This window comes from Microbacterium sp. AC145, from assembly GCF_979258505.1.
In genome coordinates this window covers 88,252-107,295 of the sequence record NZ_OZ409859.1, presented here as the reverse complement: position 1 = coordinate 107,295, position 19,044 = coordinate 88,252, and the positions used below count along the sequence as shown (strand labels likewise).

The window sequence follows — 19,044 nt, the reverse complement described above, 5'->3', positions numbered from 1 at the left end:
CCGAGGCGGGTCTGCGACCGGGCGGACCGGATCGCTCAGTGCGAGGTCACGCCGCTGAGCTCCGATTCCCAGGGCAGGTCCGCCCCCGCACGGCTCACCGTGATCGCCGCCGCCGATACCGCCGCACGGCCGATGGCGTGCAGCATCCGAGGTTTCAGCCCCGTGCTTCCGAACTCCAGCACCGAACGGATCAGCGACGCCATGAACGTGTCGCCGGCACCGATCGAGTCGACCGCGTCGACGGAGACGGCCGGGATCGCCACCCGGTGATCCGCTGTGGCGACGATGGCTCCGCGTTCCCCGAGCGTGAGTGCCACCAGCGACGGCCCGAGCCCGAGGACGCCGTCGATGACACGGTCGGCGTCGGCCTCGGGATACAGCCACGACGCGTCCTCATCGCTCATCTTCACGACGTTCGCGAGACGCGCGGTCGCTTCGAAGGCAGCGAGCGCCTCATCACGCCCGCCGACGAGCGCCGGCCGGATGTTGGGATCGAACGTGATCTGCGCAGCATCCGTCTCTCGCAGAAGACGACGGATCGACGAGGCACCCGGTTCGAGGAAAGCCGCGATGGATCCCGTGTGAACCAGGTGCGGGGCGACATCGCTCGGCATGGTGATCGCCGGCCACTCGATGTCGAACTCGTACGTCGCCTGCCCGTCCGCCGCGACGCGTGCGCGCGCGGTCGACGTGGATGTGGCCGTCATCGACTGAGGGAGCACCGTGACGCCCGAGGCCTCGAGGTGATCCACGATCATCCGACCGCGCACGTCCTCCGCGAGCTGCGACAGCAGTCCCACTCCGATGCCTCGACGCCCGAGCCCCAGGGACACGTTCGCCGGGCTGCCCCCGACGTGCTCGATGCTCTCGCCACCGTTGTCGATGATGTCGATCAGCGCTTCACCGACGACGAGCACCTGCAGATCCGACCGCGACCGACCTCCCGACGCAGCGATCACGTCAGTCGGCGAGGGATTCGACATGGATGCTCCCGAACGGCTCCCGGGGGAAGACCTGCTCGGTCAGGGTGACGAGGCCGCCACCGGCGTAGATCTCGACGATCATGGCGTCGACCACGATCATGACGTCGACGGACTCGGCAGCATCCGCCGGCAGCGGCGCGGAGTCGACGGAGGGGAAGCTCGCGTGGAACCCCGTCGCGCCGCTCCGCGTGCGATCGCAGGTGATGCTGCGGTCGTCACCGTCGACCGTGATGACGAGACGCTCGCCCGAGCCGCCCGAGAGGGTGAGGGCATGCCGATCCCCCGGGGCAGACGGCACCGTCAGCTCGAAGACCGAGAGGCCCTCTCTGTCTTCGGGCAGCACAGGTCGCTGCGCGACGCGGTGCACGCCATCTGCTCCGCGGACGAGACGCACCTCTCGGACGAGCGACATGGCCGACCGCCACGGTGCCGTCGGGGTCTGGGTGGCGTAGTCCCAGTTGCTGGCCCATCCGATCATCAGTCGGCGCCCGTCGGGGGCGTCGTTGAACGACACCGCGGCGTAGTAGTCGCGACCGTAGTCGAGCCAGTCGAAGTCGACGAGATCCGTCGAATCGACCAGTCGTTCAGGAGTGAAGGCGACTCCGTCGAAGTCGCCGACGAAGTACTGCGCGCCCGACCCGCCCGCGATCCCGCCGGGGTTCATGCTGACGATCAGCACCCAACGGGTGTCGTCCGTGCCCTCGACCGTCAGAGGGAAGAGATCGGGGCATTCCCACACGCCCCCGACGGCGTGCGCGGGCCCGAAGTGCGAGGCGAAGGTCCATCGGATGAGATCGGTCGAGGTGTAGATCACGACTCGCTGTGCGACGGCCTCGACGGCCACCATGACCCAGTGGCCCTCATCGCCGCCGTGCCAGAAGACCTTCGGGTCGCGGAATTCATCGGAGCCGATGTCGAGGACGGGATTGCCGGCGTACCGCGTCCACGTCGATCCGGAATCGAGGCTGTAGGCCAGGGACTGCGCCTGAGCGCCCCGGCCGTCCTCGCGCCGCGCGGTGGCGCTGGTGTAGATCGCGACGAGTGCGGTCTCGCCCGGTCCTGCGAAGCCCGCGGTGTTGCGCACATCGGCCACCGCGCTGCCCGAGAAGACCATCTCGTCGTCGGTGAACCGGATCGCCACGTCCTGCTCGACCCAGGAGACCAGATCGGTCGAGGTCGCGTGCCCCCATGAGAGGTTGCCCCAGACGTTGCCGTGCGGGTTGGTCTGGAAGAAGAGGTGATACGTGCCGTCGTGGTAGAGCAGTCCGTTCGGATCGTTGAGCCAGGACTCCTTCGCCGTGAAGTGGGCGACGGGGCGCAACGAGGCGGTATGGGTGAGGGGAAGAAAGGTCACGGGGTTCCTGTGGCGTCGGGAGCGGGCATCCGTGTCGGATGGTCGGCGTATCGGATGGGCAGGCGTGTCGGGTGCGGGGTGGGGCGAGGCTCAGTGCACGCGTCGCCCCACCCGAGAGAGGGTCTTACTCACCGCCCTTCTGGAAGCGGTCGTAAGCCTGCTGATAGGTGGCGATGACGTCGTCGACGCCCAGCGACTCGAGCTGGGAGACGTACGACTCCCACTCGCCGTCGACGTTGCCCTTCACGATCCACGAGGCGAACTTCTCCTTGACGAGCGTGTTGATGTCGGTGGTCGCGAAGGAGACGCGGTCGAGCTCGTCGTTCGAGAGCAGCACGGGCGGGTATCCCTCGTTCGCCTGGTACGGGGCGTAGAACTCGTTGACCAGGTCCTGCCGCTCCTTCGCGCGCGGCTCGGGAGCCACGACCGTCTCGAAGTCCTCCGTCGTGGTGATCTTGGGTCCGCCCGGCGCGACCCGCTGCCGACGCTCGCCCTCGGACTCACCCGCGGCCGCGGGGATCTGCACGAGCATGCCGTCGGCGTCCTCCTCCAGGGTGACGCCGATCGGACCCCAGTTCGACTGCGCGGACATCGTCGGGTCGAACAGGCGATCAGCCCAGCGGATGGTCGCTGCGGGGTACTTGTTCTCACGGGTGATCGCCATCGCCCCGCGGCCGATCTCCTGGTTGTTCGAGACGCTGGCCAGGCGTTCGCCGTCGGTCCCCTCGAGGATGCCGACCAGCGCATAGTCGCCCAGCCGATCGTCGCCGACCATCTCCTTGAGCTCCCACCAGAAGAAGGAGCCGATGATCGGCGTCCCGGACTTGCCCTTCGACAGATAGGCGACGTCGTCCTGCGAGAACGACTCGGGGTCGATCAGTCCCTCGGCGTACCAGTCGCCGAGCGCCGAGACCCCTGCCTTGTACTCGTCGGTGTTCGCGGTGAACTCCACAGTGCCGTCGCGGACGATGCGGTGGTCGTTGTTCTCCGGCTGTCCGCCGAGCGCGGCGATGAGGTCGTGCGGGTTGGCCGCGAAGGAGTCGGTCCTGAAGCTGAGCGGGATCTCGTCTGCTGCGCCGTTGCCGTTCGGATCCCGGGTCGCGAACGCCGCGAGGGCGTCGTGGTACTCGTCGATCGTCGTCGGCATCGGCAGGCCCAGCGCGTCGAGCCAGGCGGTGTTGATGTAGAGGAAGTTCGGATACGCGACGAGACCCAGCTCCTCGACCGAGGGAAGAGTGTAGATGTGGCCGTCCGACGCCGTGATCGCGGCGCGGATGTCGGGGCGTTCTTCGAGGATCGCGGTGAGCGTCGGCGCGTGCTCGGCGATCAGATCCTCGAGCGGGAGCAACGTGCCGTTGCTGCCGTTCTGCACGATCTCGGCATCCGAGAGCCCGCTGTTGAAGAGCACGTCCGGCAGCTCGCCACTGGCGAGCATGAGGTTCTTCTTCTCCGCGTAGACCTGATCGGGCAGGTTCTCCCACTCGATCGCGATGTTGGTGTCGGCTTCCCACTGCTGCACGAGCTCCATCTCGGAGTAGTCGGGAGCGAGAGCGGCCTTCGACCCGCCGAAGGTCAGAGTGAGGGTCTCGTCGACGATGGGGAGCCCCTCGTAGTTGAAGCCGAAGTCGGCTGATCTGTCTTCGATCTCGGTGGTGCCACCGCCGCCGGAGCATCCGGCGAGCAGCAGCGTGCCGACGACGAGCGCGGACGAAGCGATGAAGAAACGGCGATGTCTCATGATGTGCTTTCTGTTGGGGTGCGGAACACGGAGGGGGTCAGCTCTTGACGGCGCCGAGGAGGGCGCCCTTGGTGAATTGCTTCTGCATGAAGGGCAGGACGATCAGCAGCGGGATCGTGGAGACGACGATCATTCCGTACTTGATCAGCTCGCCCAGACGCTGGGCTGCGGCGTAGGAATCGAGCGCTCCTGTGCCGCCGGCAGAGGAGACCTCGGACTGGATGAGCACGTTGCGCAGCACGAGCTGCAGCGGGTACTTGCTCTCGTCGTCGAGGAAGATCAGCGCATCGAAGAAGGCGTTCCAGTTCGCCACGAGGTGGATCATGATCATCAGGAAGATGAGCGGCTTCGACAGCGGGAGCACGATCCGGAAGAAGAAGCGGAAGTCGTTGGCGCCGTCGAGCTGCGCGGCTTCGCGGAGCTCGTGAGGCACGTTGTTCTCGAAGAAGGCGCGGGCGATGATGAGGTTCCAGACGCCGACGGCACCCGGAAGGACGATCGCCCAGATCGTGTCGAGCATTCCCAGGTCGCGGACGACGAGATAGCGCGCGATGAGACCGCCGTCGATGAACATCGTGATGATGAACAGCAGCATGAAGAAGGTGCGCCCGTAGAGGTCCTTGCGCGACAGCGCGTATGCGGCGCACAGGATCGTCGCCACGCTGATGGCGGTGCCGACGATCGTGTAGAGCACGGAGTTCGCGAACCCGCGGAGGATCGTGGAGTCCGAGAAGATGCGCGTGTACCCCTCGAGCGTGAACCCCTGCGGCCAGAGCCAGACGTTGCCGTTGAGGATCTCGGACGGCTCGCTCACCGATGCGATCACGATGAAGTACAGGGGATACAGGATGGCGATGATCGCCACCACCAGCATCCCCACGGCGATGATGTTGAAGGCTGGATCGGCGGCGCGTTCGCGCCACGACCCGCGTCGGATGTGCCGACCGGGGTCACCGGCGGGTCGGCCGGGGCGCGAGGAGTGCGTGGGCGCCGCGGGAGCGGAGAGGGTGTCAGTCATGGCGTCATCACCAAAGGGTCGATTGTCCGGCCCGCTTCGCGACCGCGTTGAAGGTCAGCAGCAGGACGAGGTTGATCAGGGAGTTGAACAGGCCGATGGCGGCCGAATAGCTGAATTGCGCCTGTTGGAGGCCGATCTTGTAGACGTACGTCTGGATGACCTCGGACATCGGCAGGTTCAGGTCGGTCTGCATCAGCAGCACCTTCTCGAACCCGAGGTTCAAAAGGTTTCCGATCGCCAGGATGAAGAGGATGGTGATCACCGGCATGATCCCGGGGATGTCGATGTGCTTGATGCGCTGCCACTTGTTCGCGCCGTCGACGCGCGCTGCTTCGTGCAGGGCGGGATCGATGGCCGTGAGCGCCGCGAGGTACACGATCATCGAGAAGCCGGCGTTCTGCCAGATGTCCGACCCGATGTAGAGGGGGCGGAACCACTCCGGCGAGCCCATGAAGAACACCGGCTCACCCCCGAACAGGGTGATCGCGTTGTTCACGATGCCCGAGCGCGGCGAGAAGAGCAGGAAGATCATGCCCACCACGACCACGACCGAGATGAAGGACGGGGCGTAGAGCACCGTCTGGGTGAACTTCTTGAAGCGCGGGCTCTGGAGCTGGTTGACGACCAACGCCAGGATGATCGGCACCGGGAACGCGATGAGCAGCCCCAGCGCGTTCACGGTCAGGGTGTTCTCGATCAACCGCCCGAACTGGAACGAGGTGACGAACCGGATGAAGTGCTCCAGGCCCACCCACGGGCTGCCTGAGAATCCGAGCGCCGGGTTGTAGTCGCGGAACGCGATCTGCGCGCCGTACATCGGCCAGTACTTGAAGATGAGGACGTACAGCACCGCAGGAACTAGTAATACGTATAACTGCCACGACCGCAGCGCACGTCGAAGGTGCGAGCGCACTCTTCCTCTGCGTTTCGTGGTCGCCGGAGCGGACTCGACGGGAGCGTGTGTGGTCATGCATGCACCTTCGCATCAGCGACCGACCCGCGCAGGATCGGGACGCACTCTATTGGATTCGACATCGTCGGCGGTTCGCCGCCGGACAGCAGCAGCTCGATCCCGGTCCGGGCCATCTGCTCATAGGGGAGCTCGATGGTCGAGAGGCCGGGGTCGAGAATGGGCGCGAGCATCTCGTGGTTGTCGAAGCCCACGATCGAACAGTCATCGGGGACGCTCAGCCCCCGCGACTCGAGCGCCCGGTAGGCCCCCCACGCCGTCCGGTCGTTTCCGCAGAAGATCGCGGTCGGCGGCTCGCTGGCATCCATGAGCTCGAGGGTGAGAGCGAGCCCGTCCTCGACGATGCCGCCGCCGTACTTGACCAGACCGCGCGGCTCGGCGATGCCGGCTTCGGCGAGCGCACGACGATAGCCGGCCAGTCGTCCGACGCCGGCGGGGAGGTCGCTGCCCTCCGGCTGGATGTTGATCATCGCGATGCGCCTGTGCCCGGCCTCGATGAGCTGCCGGGTGGCGTCGTAGCCACCGCGCTCCTCGTCGGGGAAGACGCTCGGCACGCGCTGCGAGCGCTCCTGCGCGTTGACGACGACCGTCGGCACCGCATTCAGCCCTTCGGGAAGATCGAGCACCCGGTGGTACATCGACGCGTAGACGACGCCTGTGACGCGATACGAGAGCATCATGTCGATGGCCGCCGCTTCGAGATCAGGCTCGTTGTAGGTGTCGACGCTCAGGATCACGTTGCCGGTCTCCCACGCGAGCATCTGCGCACCCTTGAGAAGGTGGCCGGCGAACGGCGAGCTGGCGACCTCGTCGGAGATGAATCCGATCATGCCCGACTCGCCGCTGCGCAGTGACTTCGCGAAGGCGTTGGTGCGGTATCCGAGCTCGTCGACCGTGTCGAGCACACGCTGGCGGGTGACCTCGTTGACGCGGCTTCCGCCGACGTTGTTGAGAACGAGGGACACGGTGGCCTGGGAGACTCCCGCGCGTTCCGCCACCTGCCGCATCGTGGCTGTCCCGCTCGCCCTGCGTCCCATGCCGCCACCTCCTCGTGGACTAGTTAATCGTATGACTGATCAGAATGTACGCCCTCCGACCGGGAGCTGTCAAGCGACCCGGAACGGACGACGGTCGACGGTCGCGAGACTCACCGCTCGAGCACGAGCGCGAGTCCCTGCCCCACCCCGATGCACAGCGCGACCACCGCGATGCCGCCACCGCGTCGACGCAGCTCGTGCGCGGCCCGCGCGATGATGCGCCCGCCCGAGGCACCGAGCGGATGCCCGATGGCGATCGCCCCGCCGTGCATGTTCACGCGCTCGGGGTCGAGGTCGGGCCACCCGGCGAGGCACGCGAGCGACTGCGACGCGAACGCCTCGTTGAGCTCGACCAGGTCGACGTCGGCCCAGGTGCGGCCTGCGCGGGCGAGTGCCCGGTTCGCCGCCTCCACCGGGGCGATGCCGAAGACATCCGGATCGTTGCCGAAGACCCCGCGGCCGGCGATGCGCGCCAGCGGCTCACCCTCGACGGCGCCTTCAGCCCCGAGCAGCACGGCCGAGGACCCATCGTTGATCGGCGAAGAGTTGCCCGCCGTGACGGTGCCGTCTGCGGCGAAGAGCGCGCGCAGACCACCGAGCTTTCCCAGAGTCGTGTCATCGCGGATGCCCTCGTCGCGCGCGAGCTCCACACCCGGCACCGCGACGACCTCGCGGTCGAAGACGCCGTCAGACCACGCCTGGGCGGCCCGACGGTGGCTGCGCAGCGCGAACGCATCCTGCTCGTCCCGCGTGATCCCGAAGATCGAGGCGAGCTTCTCGGCGGACTCCCCGTTCGAGATCGTCCACTCCTTCGGCAGCGCGGGGTTGGTCATCCGCCACCCGATCGCCGTGTTCCACATCGTCTGGTTGCCGACCGCCGGCCACGGCTTGGCCGACTTCTCGACCACGTACGGTGCTCTGCTCATCGACTCGACACCGCCGGCGAGCACGATCTCGGCGTCGCCCGTCTCGATCGCGCGAGAGCCCTGGATCACGGCCTCGAGACTCGATCCGCACAGCCGGTTCACCGTGGCGCCGGGCACGGAGGTCGGGAACCCGGCGAGCAGGGCCGCGAACCGGGCGACGTCGCGGTTGTCCTCCCCCGCCTGATTGGCGTCGCCGAGCAGCACGTCGTCGATGCGCGACGGGTCGGTCCCGGTGCGCTCGACGATCGCCCGGAGCGTCACGGCCGCGAGGTCGTCGGGTCGGATACCCGACAGCGCGCCGCCCGCGCGCCCGAACGGAGTGCGCACGGCGTCGTAGACGAACGAGGCGGTCATGAGAGATCCAATCCGGTCAGCATGCGCAGCGAATCGAGAGTGTTGTCGCCGAAGGTCTCGCGCGCGACGAAGCATCCGTCGACCACATCGAAGACCGCGTGGTCGGTGTAGACGCGGGTCACGCATCCGACACCGGTGAGCGGGTACGAGCACTCGGCGACGAGCTTCGACGAGCCGTCCTTCGCGAGCAGATCGGTCATCACGAACACCTGCTTGGCTCCGATCGCGAGGTCCATCGCGCCGCCGACCGCCGGGATCGCACCGGGCGCCCCGGTCGACCAGTTGGCGAGGTCGCCGTTCTGCGCGACCTGGAAGGCTCCGAGCACACAGACGTCGAGGTGACCGCCGCGCATCATCGCGAACGAGTCGGTGTGGTGGAAGTACGCGGCCCCGGGCAGCGCTGTGACCGGCTGCTTACCGGCGTTGATGAGGTCGGGATCGATGCGGTCGGATGCGGGTGCGGGCCCCATACCGAGGAGACCGTTCTCGGTATGCAGGATGATCTCGAGATCAGCGGGCAAGAAGTTCGCGACGAGCGTCGGCGCCCCGATACCGAGATTGACGACCGCTCCCTCGGGGATGTCGGCGGCGATGCGTGCCGCGAGCTCGTCGCGCGTGATCCGGGTGGTCATGGTGCGGCCTCCTCGCGACCGCTGGCTGTGGCATCCAGCGGCCGCCCCTCGATGTCGACGCCGCCGACGAAGCCGTCTTCACCGAGCCACGCACGCCGGCCGACCGCGACCACCCGGTCGACGAAGAGACCGGGCGTCACGACGGTCTCGGGATCGATCGACCCGAGCGGCACGATCTCGTCGACCTGCACGACGGTGGTCGCCGCGGCCGACGCCATGACCGGCCCGAAGTTGCGGGCGGTCTCGCGATAGACGAGGTTGCCCCAGCGGTCGGCCGCGAGGGCGCTGATCAGCGCGACATCCGCCGCGATCGGATACTCGAGCACATAGCGCCGACCGTCGATGGTCCGCTCCTCCTTGCCCTCGGCGAGCTGGGTCCCGACGCCGGTCGGCGAGAAGAACGCCCCGATGCCCGCGCCCGCCGCACGGATGCGCTCGGCGAGGTTGCCCTGCGGGATGATCTCGAGCTCGATCTCGCCGGCACGGTAGAGACCGTCGAACACCCACGAGTCGTGCTGTCGGGGGAACGAGCACATGATCCTGCGCACCCGCCGCTCCGCGAGCAGTGCCGCAAGGCCCGTGTCGCCGTTTCCCGCGTTGTTGGCGACGATCGTGAGGTCGCCGGCCCCCTGGGCGATGAGGGCGTCGATCAGCTCGACCGGCTGCCCGGCGCGCCCGAAGCCCCCGATCATCACGGTCGCACCGTCGGCGATGCCGGCGACGGCCGACGCGGCATCCGACACCGTCTTGTCGATCACGACCGGTCCTCTGCGGCGAAGACCTCTCCGGCGATGCGGAAGGCGGTGTTCGCCGCCGGCACGCCGGAGTAGATCGCCGACTGCAGGATCACCTCGCGGATCTCGTCGACCGTGAGTCCGTTGCGCAGGGCAGCGCGCAGGTGCATCGCGAGCTCCTCGTGATGCCCGTGTGCGATGAGCGACGAGAGCACGGCGATCGACCGCGACCGGCGATCGAGGCCCGGGCGCGACCAGACGTCTCCCCAGGCGACTCGGGTGATGAAGTCCTGGAAGTCGGCGTTCAGGTCGGTGGTCGCCGCGATCGCGCGGTCGACGTGCTCGTCAGAGAGCACCTCCCGGCGCACCGCGAAACCCTGCGCACGACGTTCGTCATCGGTGGGACCGGACATCACCGGCTCCTCTCGTTCAGGAACTCCTGCAGCAGCGCGGCCACCGCATCGGGGGCGTCGACCGGGGCGAGATGCGAGGCGTCGGGGATCACCGCTGCCCGACCGTCGCGCACACCTTCGGCGATCACGCGTGCCGAGCTCTCGGGCGTCACCTGGTCGTGCGCACCCCAGGCCGCGAGCACCGGCAGGCGGATCTCGCCGAGCCGATCGCGCACGTCATACGCGGCGAGCGCTTCGCAGCAGCGCGCATAGCTCTCGTCATCGGCGTTCTGCAGCACGTGCAGCAGACGGCCGGTGAGATCAGGGTGCTGTGCGATCGAGCCGGGAGCGAACCAGCGCGCGGCCGAGCCGATGATCAGCGCCGAGGTGGATTCGGCGCGCACCTTCGCGGCCCTCTCGCGCCAGGCGTCGGGTTCGCCGATCACGGCCCCCGAGCACACGATCGCCGCCCGCTCGACGAGAGCCGGATGCCGCAGCAGCAGCTCGAGACCGACGGCGCCGCCGAGCGAGACCCCGGCGTAGCGGATGCTCTCGGCACCGATTTCCGCCGCCCGCGCGGCGACCGCGTCGGCGAGGTCGGCGACCGAGAACGCGCCGTCTGCCGGCGCGGAGGCCCCGTGCCCCGGCAGGTCCCAGGCGACGATCCGGTGCGTCGCCGCGAGCGCGGGAGTGACGGATTCCCAGAGGATCGTCGAGGTGCCGAGAGACGGGCCGAGCACGAGCAGCGAAGCGTCAGCCGGACCGATCGGGTCGGTGAAGGCGAGCGCGATCATGCGTCGCCCTCGACGCGATCGATACCGGCGTAGGCGCCGGGGTCGAGCAGAGCGGCGACATCGAGGTCGACCGCCTCGGGAAGTTCGCGCACGAGGCCGCCGAGATCGGCACCAGCCGCCGCGGCCGCGATGAGGTCGTCGAATCGCGGGCGGCCGATCAGCGGCACGAGCACGATAGCAAGCCTCTCGCTGACGATGAGGCCGCCGGTGATCGCGAGGTTCCTGGCCGCGGCCTCGGCATCGACGCGCAGACCCGCCACGAGGCCGGCCGCGTGCGCGGAGGCGCCGAGTGTGAGCCGGAGCAGTTCGCGCAGAGTCGGCCATTCGGCGTGCCACGCCCCGTCCGGCCGTTCGTCGACCGCCAGTGCTGCCGCGAGATGCAGAGTCGCCCCGAATTGCGGTGCGCGCAGGGCGGCCGAGCGGATCAGCGTCGCCTGCACGGGGTTCTGCTTCTGCGGCATGGCCGACGATGCGCCGCCGCTGCCCTCGTGCAGCTCGCCGATCTCGGTGCGGCTGAGAGTGGTGACGTCGGCCGCGATCTTGCCGAGCGCGTCGATCGTCTGCACGAGAGCATCGCCGAGCTCGGTGATGGGCCAGCGGGAGACCTGCCATGAATCAGAGGGAGTCTCGAGACCGGCGTGCCGGGAGAACCACGCGATCAGCGACGCGGTCCGCTCGGGGGATCCGGTGATCGCGGCGAAGGAGGCGCGGGTTCCGGCGGCTCCCGCGAGCTGCGCCGGGAGCTCGAGTGCGGCGAGACGTACCGCCGCACGATCCACTCCGCGTCGCCACGTCTCGATCCGAGCGCCGAGAGTCGTCGGCACGGCGTGCTGGGTCAGGGTGCGCGCGGCGACGAGGTCGCGACCGTGCTGTTCGGCGAGAGTGCGCAGCCCTCGATCGACGTCGTCGAGAGACTCGCGCACGCGCTCGATCGAGACGAGGGCGACGATCATGAGTGCCGTGTCGACGATGTCCTGGCTGGTGGCGCCGCGGTGAACCCACGAACGCAGTTCCTCCGGCACCGCGCTCTTCAGGAGCGCGACGAGCGGGATCACCGGATTCCCTCCCGCGACCGCATCGTCGACGAGAGAGGCGGAGTCGATCGGGGGCGCGGAGTCGATCGCGCGCACGATCGCCGCGTGGTCGCTCTGCGAGAGCATCCCGATCTCGCGGTACGCCGTAGTGAGCGCCAGCTCCGCACGGACCATCGCGTCGAGCACGGCCGCATCGCGCACGGGCTCATCGTGTCCGGCGGTGACCGGTGAGAGCAGGCCCTCATCGAATGCGGTCATGGCACGCCTCCGCTCGGGCGAGCCCGTCGACCGTCTCAGTAGACAAGGAACACCGTCTCTCCGTCACCCTGCAGGCGGATGTCGTGTTCGAGCCATCCCTGGGCGGTGCGCGTCGCGACGAGCGTCACGCGGTCCTCCGCCGAGAGCGATGCGAGCAGCGGGTCGGCGTCAAGTGCCTCCCTGTCATCGGGCAGGTAGATGCGCGTGTGCAGCTTGTCCGGCAGGCCGCGCGCGTAGACGATCGCCGCGAAGAACGGGGCGCGTCCTCCGACGGCGCCCGGATTGCGGGTCCAGAACTCGTAGTGCCCCTCATCGTTCGTGAAGGCGCGGCCGAACCCGGTGAAGCTGTGGCCGTCGCGGCGGAACGCTCCACGGGCACGTGGCATCGTGCCGTCGGCATCCGCTCCGAAGATCTCGATGAACGCGTCGGGGATCGGCGTGCCAGCTCCGTCGCGCACGGTGCCGCCGAGCAGGATCGCGCCCGGCGAATGCGGGAAGGCGACCTCGTGCATACGGGGGTACTGGACCCCGTACGCGAAGAAGGGACCGACGGTCTGGCCGGGCGTCGGGCGGTGGGTGCGCGCGGGTATGGGTGTGGGTGCCGACATCGTCAGTCCTCCTCCTGCTCGAACCAGGTGGCATCGGGCCCGTCGACGACGATGTCGAAGCGATACCCCGTCGACCATTCGGGTGAGGTCAGATCGTGGTCGTAGACGCCGATGAGGGCATCCCGGTCCTTCTGCCGCCAGATGGTGTTGTAGATCGGGTCGAGGGCGAACAGCGGGTCGCCCGGGAAGTACATCTGCGTGACCAGCCGCTGGGTGAACGACGAGCCGAACACCGAGAAATGGATGTGCGCGGGGCGCCAGGCGTTCACATGGTTCTTCCACGGGTACGGCCCCGGCTTGATCGTGGTGAAGAGGTACTCGCCGGCACCGTTCGTGATCGCGCGCCCCGCCCCGGTGAAGTTCGGGTCGAGCGGAGCCGGGTGCTGGTCGCGCTGGTGGATGTAGCGTCCCGACGAGTTCGCCTGCCACAGTTCGATGAGCTGGTTCGCGATCGGCCTCCCCCACGAGTCGAGCAGTCGCCCTCGCACCGTCATCCGCTCGCCGAGCGGCTCACCCGCGTGTTGGATCGTCAGGTCCGATTCGATGGCGGCGACGTCGCGCTGACCGAACGCCGGCGAGAGCAGCTCGATGGTCTCGGGGTCGACGAGCCGGGGGTTCTTCGTCGGATGCCGCAGGATGCTCGAGCGGTACGGAGGGAAGTCGTGCATGGTCGCGGGCAGCGGCTCGCCTGTGGCCTCGCGTCGCTCGAGAGAGGCGTGCAGGTCGACGATCTCGGTCGTGATCTCAGCCTGCGTGACCTGATCGGGCGAAGCGAGCAGCGACTCGGGAGCGGCTGCGATCGTTCCGGAGAGCGTTCCGGATGTGACGGGCATGGGTGTCTCCTTCGACACGGCGAGCGGCGTTCACAGCATCCTGATCCCCCTCGACGCCATGAGGAGAGCGATTCTCACTCAATGAGACACGGAGCTTCCCGCTGGCGTCACCGACGCCTGGCTGCGTCCCCTCGACCGGCTGCCCGACGCACCGCCCGCAGGCGCGACTCCCCTCAGCTCGCCGAGCGGGTGCGCGCGACGTACTCCTGCAGGCGTCCGAACATCTCGTGGTCGTACGGACCCCACTCAGGTCGCGGGGTGTCCGGACCCACGTACGGCTCGTCGGCGTATCGCTGCTGATACTCGGCGAGCTTCACCTCGAGGTCGGCCTTGATCTGCGCGTACGCCGGATCACCGGCGACATTGCGCATCTCCTCGGGGTCGGCCTTCAGATCGTAGAGCTCCCATTCCGGCTCGTGCACGGCATCCGATGCCCCGGGAACACCGAGTCCTGCCCCGTAGAAGTAGAGGAGCTTGTACGAGTCGGTGCGGATGCCGTAGTGAGCGGGAGCGGCGTGGATCGGGTCGTCGTGCTCCCAGTACCGGTAGTACATGGCGTCCGGCCAGTCCGCGATCTCTTCACCGCGCAGCAGTGGAAGGAAGCTGCGTCCCTGCGAGGTGGGCATGGCCTGCTCGACGTCGACGCCGCAGGCGTCGAGGAACGTCGCCGCGAAGTCGACGTTCGTGATGATCGCCTCCGACCGCGACCCCGCCTCGATCGATGCCGGCCACCGCATCAGCATCGGCATCTGGAGGGACTGGTCGTACATCAGCCGCTTGTCGAACCATCCGTGATCGCCGAGGAAGAACCCCTGATCCGACGTGTAGACGACCAGGGTGTTCTCGGCGAGGCCCTTCTCCTCGAGGTGATCGAGGAGGCGCCCCACGTTGTCGTCGATCGACTGGATGCACTGCAGGTAGTCGCGCATGTAGATCTGGTACTTCCAGCGCATCCGAGCTTCGCGGTTCTCGGGTCCGCGCAGCTCATCGGGCATGTCGATCTTGAGGTCTTCGCCACCCATGTCGTCGGCGATCGTCATGTGCACGCCGCGGACCGCTCTGCTGCGACTCGCGTTGTCATCGAAGAAGGTCTCCGGCTCGGGGATCGTGCCGTCCGCGTACAGGTGCGCGTGCTTCGTGTCGGGCACCCAGGGCCGATGCGGCGCCTTGTGATGGACCATCATGCAGAAGGGCTCGTCGGCCTCCAGGCCATCGATCCACTCGAGAGAGAGATCGGTGACGATGTCGGTGGCATACCCCTCGACGGTCGAGACGCCGTTCTCGTCGATCATCTGCGGGTCCACGTAGTCGCCCTGACCGGGGAACACCTTCCAGGCGTCGAAGCCCCGCGGGCGTGAGATGCCCTCTTCACCGAGGTGCCACTTGCCGAACATCGCCGTCTTGTACCCGGAATCGTGGAGCACATCGATGAACGTCGGGACGCGGTAGTCCATCTCCGTCCAGATCGAGGAGACGCCGTTCACATGGCTGTAGGTGCCCGTGAGGATCGACGCACGCGACGGGCTGCAGATGGAGTTCGTGCAGTAGACGGCATCCATCCGGACGCCCTCGTCGGCGATGCGATCGAGATGAGGCGTGGTGTTCACACGGCTGCCGTAGGCGGAGATCGCATGAGCGGCGTGGTCGTCGGACATGATGAAGATGATGTTGGGCTTCGGCATCCTGTTCCTTCGTGGAGATCGTTGTTCAGTCGAGCGCTGCGAGGGGGGTCGCGGCGCCGGAGTCGAGGGTCGGGGTCAGGAGCACGCGGGTCGGCGCCTCCTTCGCGGTGCTCGCGTCGATGATGAGACCGGCGCAGGCCTCTCCCGCTGCGGCGAGCGGCAGGCGGCTGTAGGTGAGGCGCGGCCAGAGCCTCGGGTCGAGCGAACCGCCGGCGAGCGCCGCGACCCGCGCGTGGGGAGCGTTCTGCATCGTCCAGAAGTACGCCGGCTCGGCGTCGGCGCCCCAGGAGCAGACGATCGCCGTCGAGTCCGGTGCCTGCGCCACCTGGTCGAGGGCGGCGTCCAGGCGTCCGGTGACGTCTCGGGTGTATCCCGCGGAGCCCCGGGGGTCGCGATCGAGGCGAGCGAGCATCTCGTCGGTGATCCCGGTGGAGATCGCCGACAGCGCGATGCCGCTCTCCCGTGCGATCGCGTCGAGGGTCTCGACCCTCGTGCGATCCGCTCGCGAGGTCACATCCGGCCGCAGATGGACGATCTGCGAGACACCGTCGAGCACGAGACTCTGCACGAGCATCCGGACGCCTGCGGCGTAGTCGAAGTCGACGCTCGACCACGCGTGGGGTGCCGTAGCGGGGCCGCAGTCGAGGGCGACGAAGGGGATGCCGTGCCCGGCGACGTCGACGGCGAGGTCGTCGGGCACGTCGAGGTCGTCGTGGCCGATGAACACGAGCCCGTCGAGCAGCCCGCCGCGTGCGTCGTCGATACACCGGGCCGCGGAGTCGCCGTCGAGCAGCGCGAGATGGAAGCCGCGTCGAGCCAGCCCCTCGCTGAGCCCCTGGGCGATCTCGGCGTACCGAGGTGTCGTGAGGGGTTTGTTCAGCAGCACGCCGATGGTGCGATTCGATCTCGCCTGCAGTGATCGCGCCAGGGCGTTCGGGACGTACCCCAGCTCGTGAGCGATGGTGCGGATGCGGTTCTTCGTGGTCTCCGCCAGGGGCAGGGTGCTCTTGTCGTTCAATGCATACGACACCGTCGAGATCGAGACCCCTGCCCTGCTGGCGATGTCCTTCAGGGTCGGTCTGCTCATGGCCTCACTCCACCACAGCCGCGCGGCGGCTGCTGAGCTCGGCGCTGTTCGCCTCGACCGTGCGGCGGTCGAGCGGGAACCAGAAGAGCAGGATGAGCGCGACGACGGCGTACAGGATGCCGGGCACGAGCGTGGCGATCGTGTAGATGCCCTGCACCGTGCCCGCCGACTGCACGGCACTGCCCGCCTCATACCCGATGATCGCGAGCGCATACCCGCCGAGACCGCCCGCCAGCGCCAGCCCGAGCTTGCGCGCCCAGGTGTTGATCGCATAGACCGTGCCGTCGTCGCGCTGGCCGGTGCGCACCTCCTGGTGGTCGACGACGTCGGTGATGATCGCCCAGACGAGCAGGTTGAACATGCCCACGCCGAAGCCGGCGACGACGCTGAGCACGATGAACACCCACGGCGAGGTGACGCCGAGGAAGAACAGCACGAGATAGATCGCCGCGCTCACCAGGAGCAGAACGACCAGCATCTCCTTCTTGCCGTATCGCCGACCGAGTGATGCCGCGAACGGCGCAGCGATGAGCGCGGGCACCACGTTGGCGAGCGCGGCGACACCCGAGAGCGCGCCGTTGTTGAAGTAGTTCAGCCAGAGGTACGCACCGACCGACCCGGTCAGCAGCGACGACAGCATCAGCACGAGGTTTCCGCCCATGAGAGAGAGGAGTGCGCGGTTGCCGGCGAGCGAGCGCAGCAGCGCGGCGAACGATGCCTTCGGCCGTCCGGGAACAGCTCGCACACGCTCTCGCACGAGCGAATAGCACAGGACGTAGAAGACGAGTGCCGCCGCCGAGAACGCGATGCCGGTCGCGAAGAACGCGGGAGGAAGCACCTGCGAGACGCCGTCGACATTGGCGTAGATGAACAGGGGCGGCACGAGGGCCACGAAGATGCCGGCGAGGTTGGCACCCACTCCGCGGAAGACGGAGAGCGACGCCCGCTCCGCCGGCACCTCGCTCATCACCGAGGCGAGGGAGCCGTACGAGATGTTGACCATCGTGTAGAAGACCGAGCCCCAGAGGATGTACGTGACCGTGGCCCAGATCAGCTTGACGGTGTAGTCCCAGTCGGCGGCGAACGGCGCGTACAGCAGCGCGCTCACGACGACCAGCGGCACCGCCGCTCGGATGATCCACGGACGGAACCGGCCGGCCGCCGCCGGCATGTGCCGGTCGAGGAACTGCCCCCATCCCACGTCGGTGAAGGCATCGAGCAGGCGCACCAGCAGGAACAGCGTGCCCACGTGCGCCGGGTTCAGCCCGAGGACGTTCGTGTAGAAGATGAGCAGATAGCTCGAGGCCAAGATGAACAGGAAGTCGTTGCCGAAGTCGCCGAACAGGTATCCGACCTTGTCGCGCCAGCCGAACGGCCTCGCGGTGGCGATCGCTTCTGTCGTGCTCGTGAATGTCATGGGGTCTCCTCGTTGAGAGCGGGCGAAAGGACGATAACCAGTTCAAACGTTTGAAGGCAAGCGAGTCGAAAAAGAATCTCAAGACGACCGTCACGGCTCGCGTCGACCCACGCGGATACGATGACAGCATGCGACGCTTCCCCACCTCCGTGTATGGCACCGGCGAGGAGCCCGATCCGCGCTTCTCGCTGGCGAACGAACGCACTTTTCTGGCATGGACGCGCACGGCCCTCGCGCTGATCGCCGGCGGGGTGGCACTCGAGGTCCTCGGCCTCGACCTGCATCCCGGGTTCCGCCTCGCCGCCTCGCTCGTGCTGATCGTCGCAGGCACCGCGGTCGCACCGCTCGCCTGGTGGGAATGGATGCGCACGGAGAGAGCGCTGCGCAAGTCGCAGCCTCTGCCCGGAGCCGTCTCCGCCGTCCTCCTGGGCGTCGTCGTCCTGGCCGTCGGCCTGCTCGTCATCGCCGGCGTGGTGTGGCGGTGACGGAGCCGACGCTCTTCGACCCCGGGCTCCAGCCCGAGCGCACCGAACTCGCCTGGCGACGCACCGCGCTCGCCATCGCCGTCGGTTCGCTGATCTCGTTGCGCATCCTGCCCGCCGGGCTTCCGGCGTCGTTCGCCGCGTGGGGCGTGATTCCCGGCATCGTCGGCATCCTGGCCGCGTGCGCGATCTGGGTGGCCGCACGCCGCCGTCAGGTCAGGCTGAGCGCGTATCTCACCGGCGCATCACTGCGTGCGCCGCACGGTGGCGGACTGTTGCTGTCGCTGACGATGCTGGCGGTCCTGTTCGGTGCGGTCGCGCTCCTCTTCGTGCTGGTGTCGGTGCTGACGGGATCGCCGCGCTGAGAGGATGATCGCCTGTTCCCGGTCCCGTCGTCGGCCGTGTACGAGACCTACCGCACGGCATCGAGGACCGGCCCCGAGTGGGTGGAGGCCTTCACCTCGGGACGCGGACTTCAGGACCCCTGACCGGAATCCGCAGCGGCACTCGTCTCGAGCTCGCGTAGGCGCTTCAACTGCGCCCACGGCCAGAAGGCGATCCAGGCGATGGAGACGATCGAGGCGCCCATGATCATCGAAGCGATATCCATGCGATCCACGCTACGGACTCCGCACGGTCGCCGACATCCCCCGGACGACGGGCCCGGTGCTCGGGATCTCACACATCTCCCCGACCCCTTCAGAGCGATCG

20 protein-coding genes are annotated in these 19,044 nt (G+C 67.9%); 2 read left to right on the top strand and 18 right to left on the bottom strand.

From position 1 onward, the window contains the following. Positions 1-35 precede the first annotated feature (35 nt). From ACZZZN_RS00505 to ACZZZN_RS00425, 17 genes are all read right to left on the bottom strand, one after another. A complete protein-coding gene (locus ACZZZN_RS00505) occupies positions 36-983 on the bottom strand; it encodes a carbohydrate kinase family protein (protein ID WP_463503309.1) in 948 nt (315 codons plus the stop codon). Next, positions 961-2,337, bottom strand: coding sequence for a glycoside hydrolase family 32 protein (locus tag ACZZZN_RS00500; RefSeq protein ID WP_463503308.1), 1,377 nt, complete (start codon positions 2,335-2,337; stop codon positions 961-963). Before ACZZZN_RS00500 ends, ACZZZN_RS00505 begins: the two co-directional genes overlap by 23 nt. Positions 2,338-2,461: 124 nt before the next feature. Further along, entirely contained in the window at positions 2,462-4,075 is a 1,614-nt protein-coding gene (locus ACZZZN_RS00495) for an ABC transporter substrate-binding protein (RefSeq protein ID WP_463503307.1), read from the bottom strand. 37 nt (positions 4,076-4,112) lie between these two features. Next, positions 4,113-5,093 (bottom strand): carbohydrate ABC transporter permease, encoded by a 981-nt coding sequence (locus tag ACZZZN_RS00490; protein ID WP_463503306.1) that lies wholly within the window; start codon positions 5,091-5,093, stop codon positions 4,113-4,115. 7 nt (positions 5,094-5,100) lie between these two features. After that, the gene (locus ACZZZN_RS00485) at positions 5,101-6,063 is read right to left on the bottom strand and encodes an ABC transporter permease (RefSeq protein ID WP_463503305.1); all 963 of its coding nucleotides are present in this window, start codon (positions 6,061-6,063) and stop codon (positions 5,101-5,103) included. Continuing rightward, positions 6,060-7,100, bottom strand: coding sequence for a LacI family DNA-binding transcriptional regulator (locus tag ACZZZN_RS00480; protein WP_463503304.1), 1,041 nt, complete (start codon positions 7,098-7,100; stop codon positions 6,060-6,062). The genes ACZZZN_RS00485 and ACZZZN_RS00480 overlap by 4 nt, the downstream gene beginning before the upstream one ends. 110 nt (positions 7,101-7,210) lie before the next feature. Then, a complete protein-coding gene (locus ACZZZN_RS00475) occupies positions 7,211-8,380 on the bottom strand; it encodes a thiolase family protein (RefSeq protein WP_463503303.1) in 1,170 nt (389 codons plus the stop codon). After that, positions 8,377-9,012 (bottom strand): 3-oxoacid CoA-transferase subunit B, encoded by a 636-nt coding sequence (locus ACZZZN_RS00470; protein WP_463503302.1) that lies wholly within the window; start codon positions 9,010-9,012, stop codon positions 8,377-8,379. Before ACZZZN_RS00470 ends, ACZZZN_RS00475 begins: the two co-directional genes overlap by 4 nt. Further along, the gene (locus ACZZZN_RS00465) at positions 9,009-9,770 is read right to left on the bottom strand and encodes a 3-oxoacid CoA-transferase subunit A (protein WP_463503301.1); all 762 of its coding nucleotides are present in this window, start codon (positions 9,768-9,770) and stop codon (positions 9,009-9,011) included. The genes ACZZZN_RS00470 and ACZZZN_RS00465 overlap by 4 nt, the downstream gene beginning before the upstream one ends. After that, on the bottom strand, positions 9,767-10,159 hold the full coding sequence (pcaC, locus tag ACZZZN_RS00460; protein WP_463503300.1) for a 4-carboxymuconolactone decarboxylase: 393 nt from the start codon (positions 10,157-10,159) through the stop codon (positions 9,767-9,769). The genes ACZZZN_RS00465 and pcaC overlap by 4 nt, the downstream gene beginning before the upstream one ends. Beyond that, positions 10,159-10,932, bottom strand: coding sequence for an alpha/beta fold hydrolase (locus tag ACZZZN_RS00455; RefSeq protein WP_463503299.1), 774 nt, complete (start codon positions 10,930-10,932; stop codon positions 10,159-10,161). The genes pcaC and ACZZZN_RS00455 overlap by 1 nt, the downstream gene beginning before the upstream one ends. Further along, positions 10,929-12,224: a lyase family protein gene (locus ACZZZN_RS00450; RefSeq protein WP_463503298.1), complete on the bottom strand. Its 1,296-nt coding sequence runs from the start codon at positions 12,222-12,224 to the stop codon at positions 10,929-10,931. The genes ACZZZN_RS00455 and ACZZZN_RS00450 overlap by 4 nt, the downstream gene beginning before the upstream one ends. 35 nt (positions 12,225-12,259) lie before the next feature. Further along, positions 12,260-12,832, bottom strand: coding sequence for a protocatechuate 3,4-dioxygenase subunit alpha (pcaG, locus tag ACZZZN_RS00445; protein ID WP_463503297.1), 573 nt, complete (start codon positions 12,830-12,832; stop codon positions 12,260-12,262). Positions 12,833-12,834: 2 nt separating this feature from the next. After that, positions 12,835-13,665 carry a protocatechuate 3,4-dioxygenase subunit beta gene (gene pcaH / locus ACZZZN_RS00440; RefSeq protein ID WP_463503296.1) on the bottom strand — a complete coding sequence of 277 codons (831 nt, stop codon included), beginning with the start codon at positions 13,663-13,665 and terminating at the stop codon, positions 12,835-12,837. Positions 13,666-13,838: 173 nt separating this feature from the next. Next, positions 13,839-15,347 carry a sulfatase family protein gene (locus ACZZZN_RS00435; RefSeq protein ID WP_463503295.1) on the bottom strand — a complete coding sequence of 503 codons (1,509 nt, stop codon included), beginning with the start codon at positions 15,345-15,347 and terminating at the stop codon, positions 13,839-13,841. Positions 15,348-15,372: 25 nt separating this feature from the next. Then, positions 15,373-16,434 (bottom strand): LacI family DNA-binding transcriptional regulator, encoded by a 1,062-nt coding sequence (locus ACZZZN_RS00430; protein ID WP_463503294.1) that lies wholly within the window; start codon positions 16,432-16,434, stop codon positions 15,373-15,375. A 4-nt stretch (positions 16,435-16,438) separates the two neighbouring features. Further along, positions 16,439-17,851 (bottom strand): MFS transporter, encoded by a 1,413-nt coding sequence (locus tag ACZZZN_RS00425; RefSeq protein ID WP_463503293.1) that lies wholly within the window; start codon positions 17,849-17,851, stop codon positions 16,439-16,441. Positions 17,852-17,979: 128 nt separating this feature from the next. Here ACZZZN_RS00425 and ACZZZN_RS00420 point away from each other — a divergent pair, with 128 nt between their 5' ends. Together ACZZZN_RS00420 and ACZZZN_RS00415 are read left to right on the top strand one after the other, a co-directional pair. Continuing rightward, entirely contained in the window at positions 17,980-18,336 is a 357-nt protein-coding gene (locus ACZZZN_RS00420; RefSeq protein ID WP_463503292.1) for a YidH family protein, read from the top strand. Beyond that, complete coding sequence (locus ACZZZN_RS00415) at positions 18,333-18,698, top strand: DUF202 domain-containing protein (RefSeq protein ID WP_463503291.1); 366 nt, start codon at positions 18,333-18,335, stop codon at positions 18,696-18,698. The genes ACZZZN_RS00420 and ACZZZN_RS00415 overlap by 4 nt, the downstream gene beginning before the upstream one ends. Positions 18,699-18,808: 110 nt before the next feature. Here ACZZZN_RS00415 and ACZZZN_RS00410 read toward each other — a convergent pair whose 3' ends face one another. Further along, a complete protein-coding gene (locus ACZZZN_RS00410; RefSeq protein ID WP_463503290.1) occupies positions 18,809-18,943 on the bottom strand; it encodes a hypothetical protein in 135 nt (44 codons plus the stop codon). Positions 18,944-19,044 lie beyond the last annotated feature (101 nt).

Excerpts from the sequence above, each read along its gene's own strand:
- ACZZZN_RS00410 (WP_463503290.1), bottom strand. The coding sequence starts at position 18,943 with ATGGATATCGCTTCGATGATCATGGGCGCCTCGATCGTCTCCATCGCC.
- ACZZZN_RS00495 (WP_463503307.1), bottom strand. The coding sequence starts at position 4,075 with ATGAGACATCGCCGTTTCTTCATCGCTTCGTCCGCGCTCGTCGTCGGC.
- ACZZZN_RS00505 (WP_463503309.1), bottom strand. The coding sequence starts at position 983 with ATGTCGAATCCCTCGCCGACTGACGTGATCGCTGCGTCGGGAGGTCGG.
- ACZZZN_RS00425 (WP_463503293.1), bottom strand. The coding sequence starts at position 17,851 with ATGACATTCACGAGCACGACAGAAGCGATCGCCACCGCGAGGCCGTTC.
- ACZZZN_RS00420 (WP_463503292.1), top strand. The coding sequence starts at position 17,980 with ATGCGACGCTTCCCCACCTCCGTGTATGGCACCGGCGAGGAGCCCGAT.
- ACZZZN_RS00490 (WP_463503306.1), bottom strand. The coding sequence starts at position 5,093 with ATGACTGACACCCTCTCCGCTCCCGCGGCGCCCACGCACTCCTCGCGC.
- ACZZZN_RS00470 (WP_463503302.1), bottom strand. The coding sequence starts at position 9,012 with ATGACCACCCGGATCACGCGCGACGAGCTCGCGGCACGCATCGCCGCC.
- ACZZZN_RS00480 (WP_463503304.1), bottom strand. The coding sequence starts at position 7,100 with ATGGGACGCAGGGCGAGCGGGACAGCCACGATGCGGCAGGTGGCGGAA.
- pcaH (WP_463503296.1), bottom strand. The coding sequence starts at position 13,665 with ATGCCCGTCACATCCGGAACGCTCTCCGGAACGATCGCAGCCGCTCCC.
- ACZZZN_RS00435 (WP_463503295.1), bottom strand. The coding sequence starts at position 15,347 with ATGCCGAAGCCCAACATCATCTTCATCATGTCCGACGACCACGCCGCT.
- pcaC (WP_463503300.1), bottom strand. The coding sequence starts at position 10,159 with ATGTCCGGTCCCACCGATGACGAACGTCGTGCGCAGGGTTTCGCGGTG.
- ACZZZN_RS00430 (WP_463503294.1), bottom strand. The coding sequence starts at position 16,434 with ATGAGCAGACCGACCCTGAAGGACATCGCCAGCAGGGCAGGGGTCTCG.
- ACZZZN_RS00475 (WP_463503303.1), bottom strand. The coding sequence starts at position 8,380 with ATGACCGCCTCGTTCGTCTACGACGCCGTGCGCACTCCGTTCGGGCGC.
- ACZZZN_RS00455 (WP_463503299.1), bottom strand. The coding sequence starts at position 10,932 with ATGATCGCGCTCGCCTTCACCGACCCGATCGGTCCGGCTGACGCTTCG.
- pcaG (WP_463503297.1), bottom strand. The coding sequence starts at position 12,832 with ATGTCGGCACCCACACCCATACCCGCGCGCACCCACCGCCCGACGCCC.
- ACZZZN_RS00450 (WP_463503298.1), bottom strand. The coding sequence starts at position 12,224 with ATGACCGCATTCGATGAGGGCCTGCTCTCACCGGTCACCGCCGGACAC.
- ACZZZN_RS00485 (WP_463503305.1), bottom strand. The coding sequence starts at position 6,063 with ATGACCACACACGCTCCCGTCGAGTCCGCTCCGGCGACCACGAAACGC.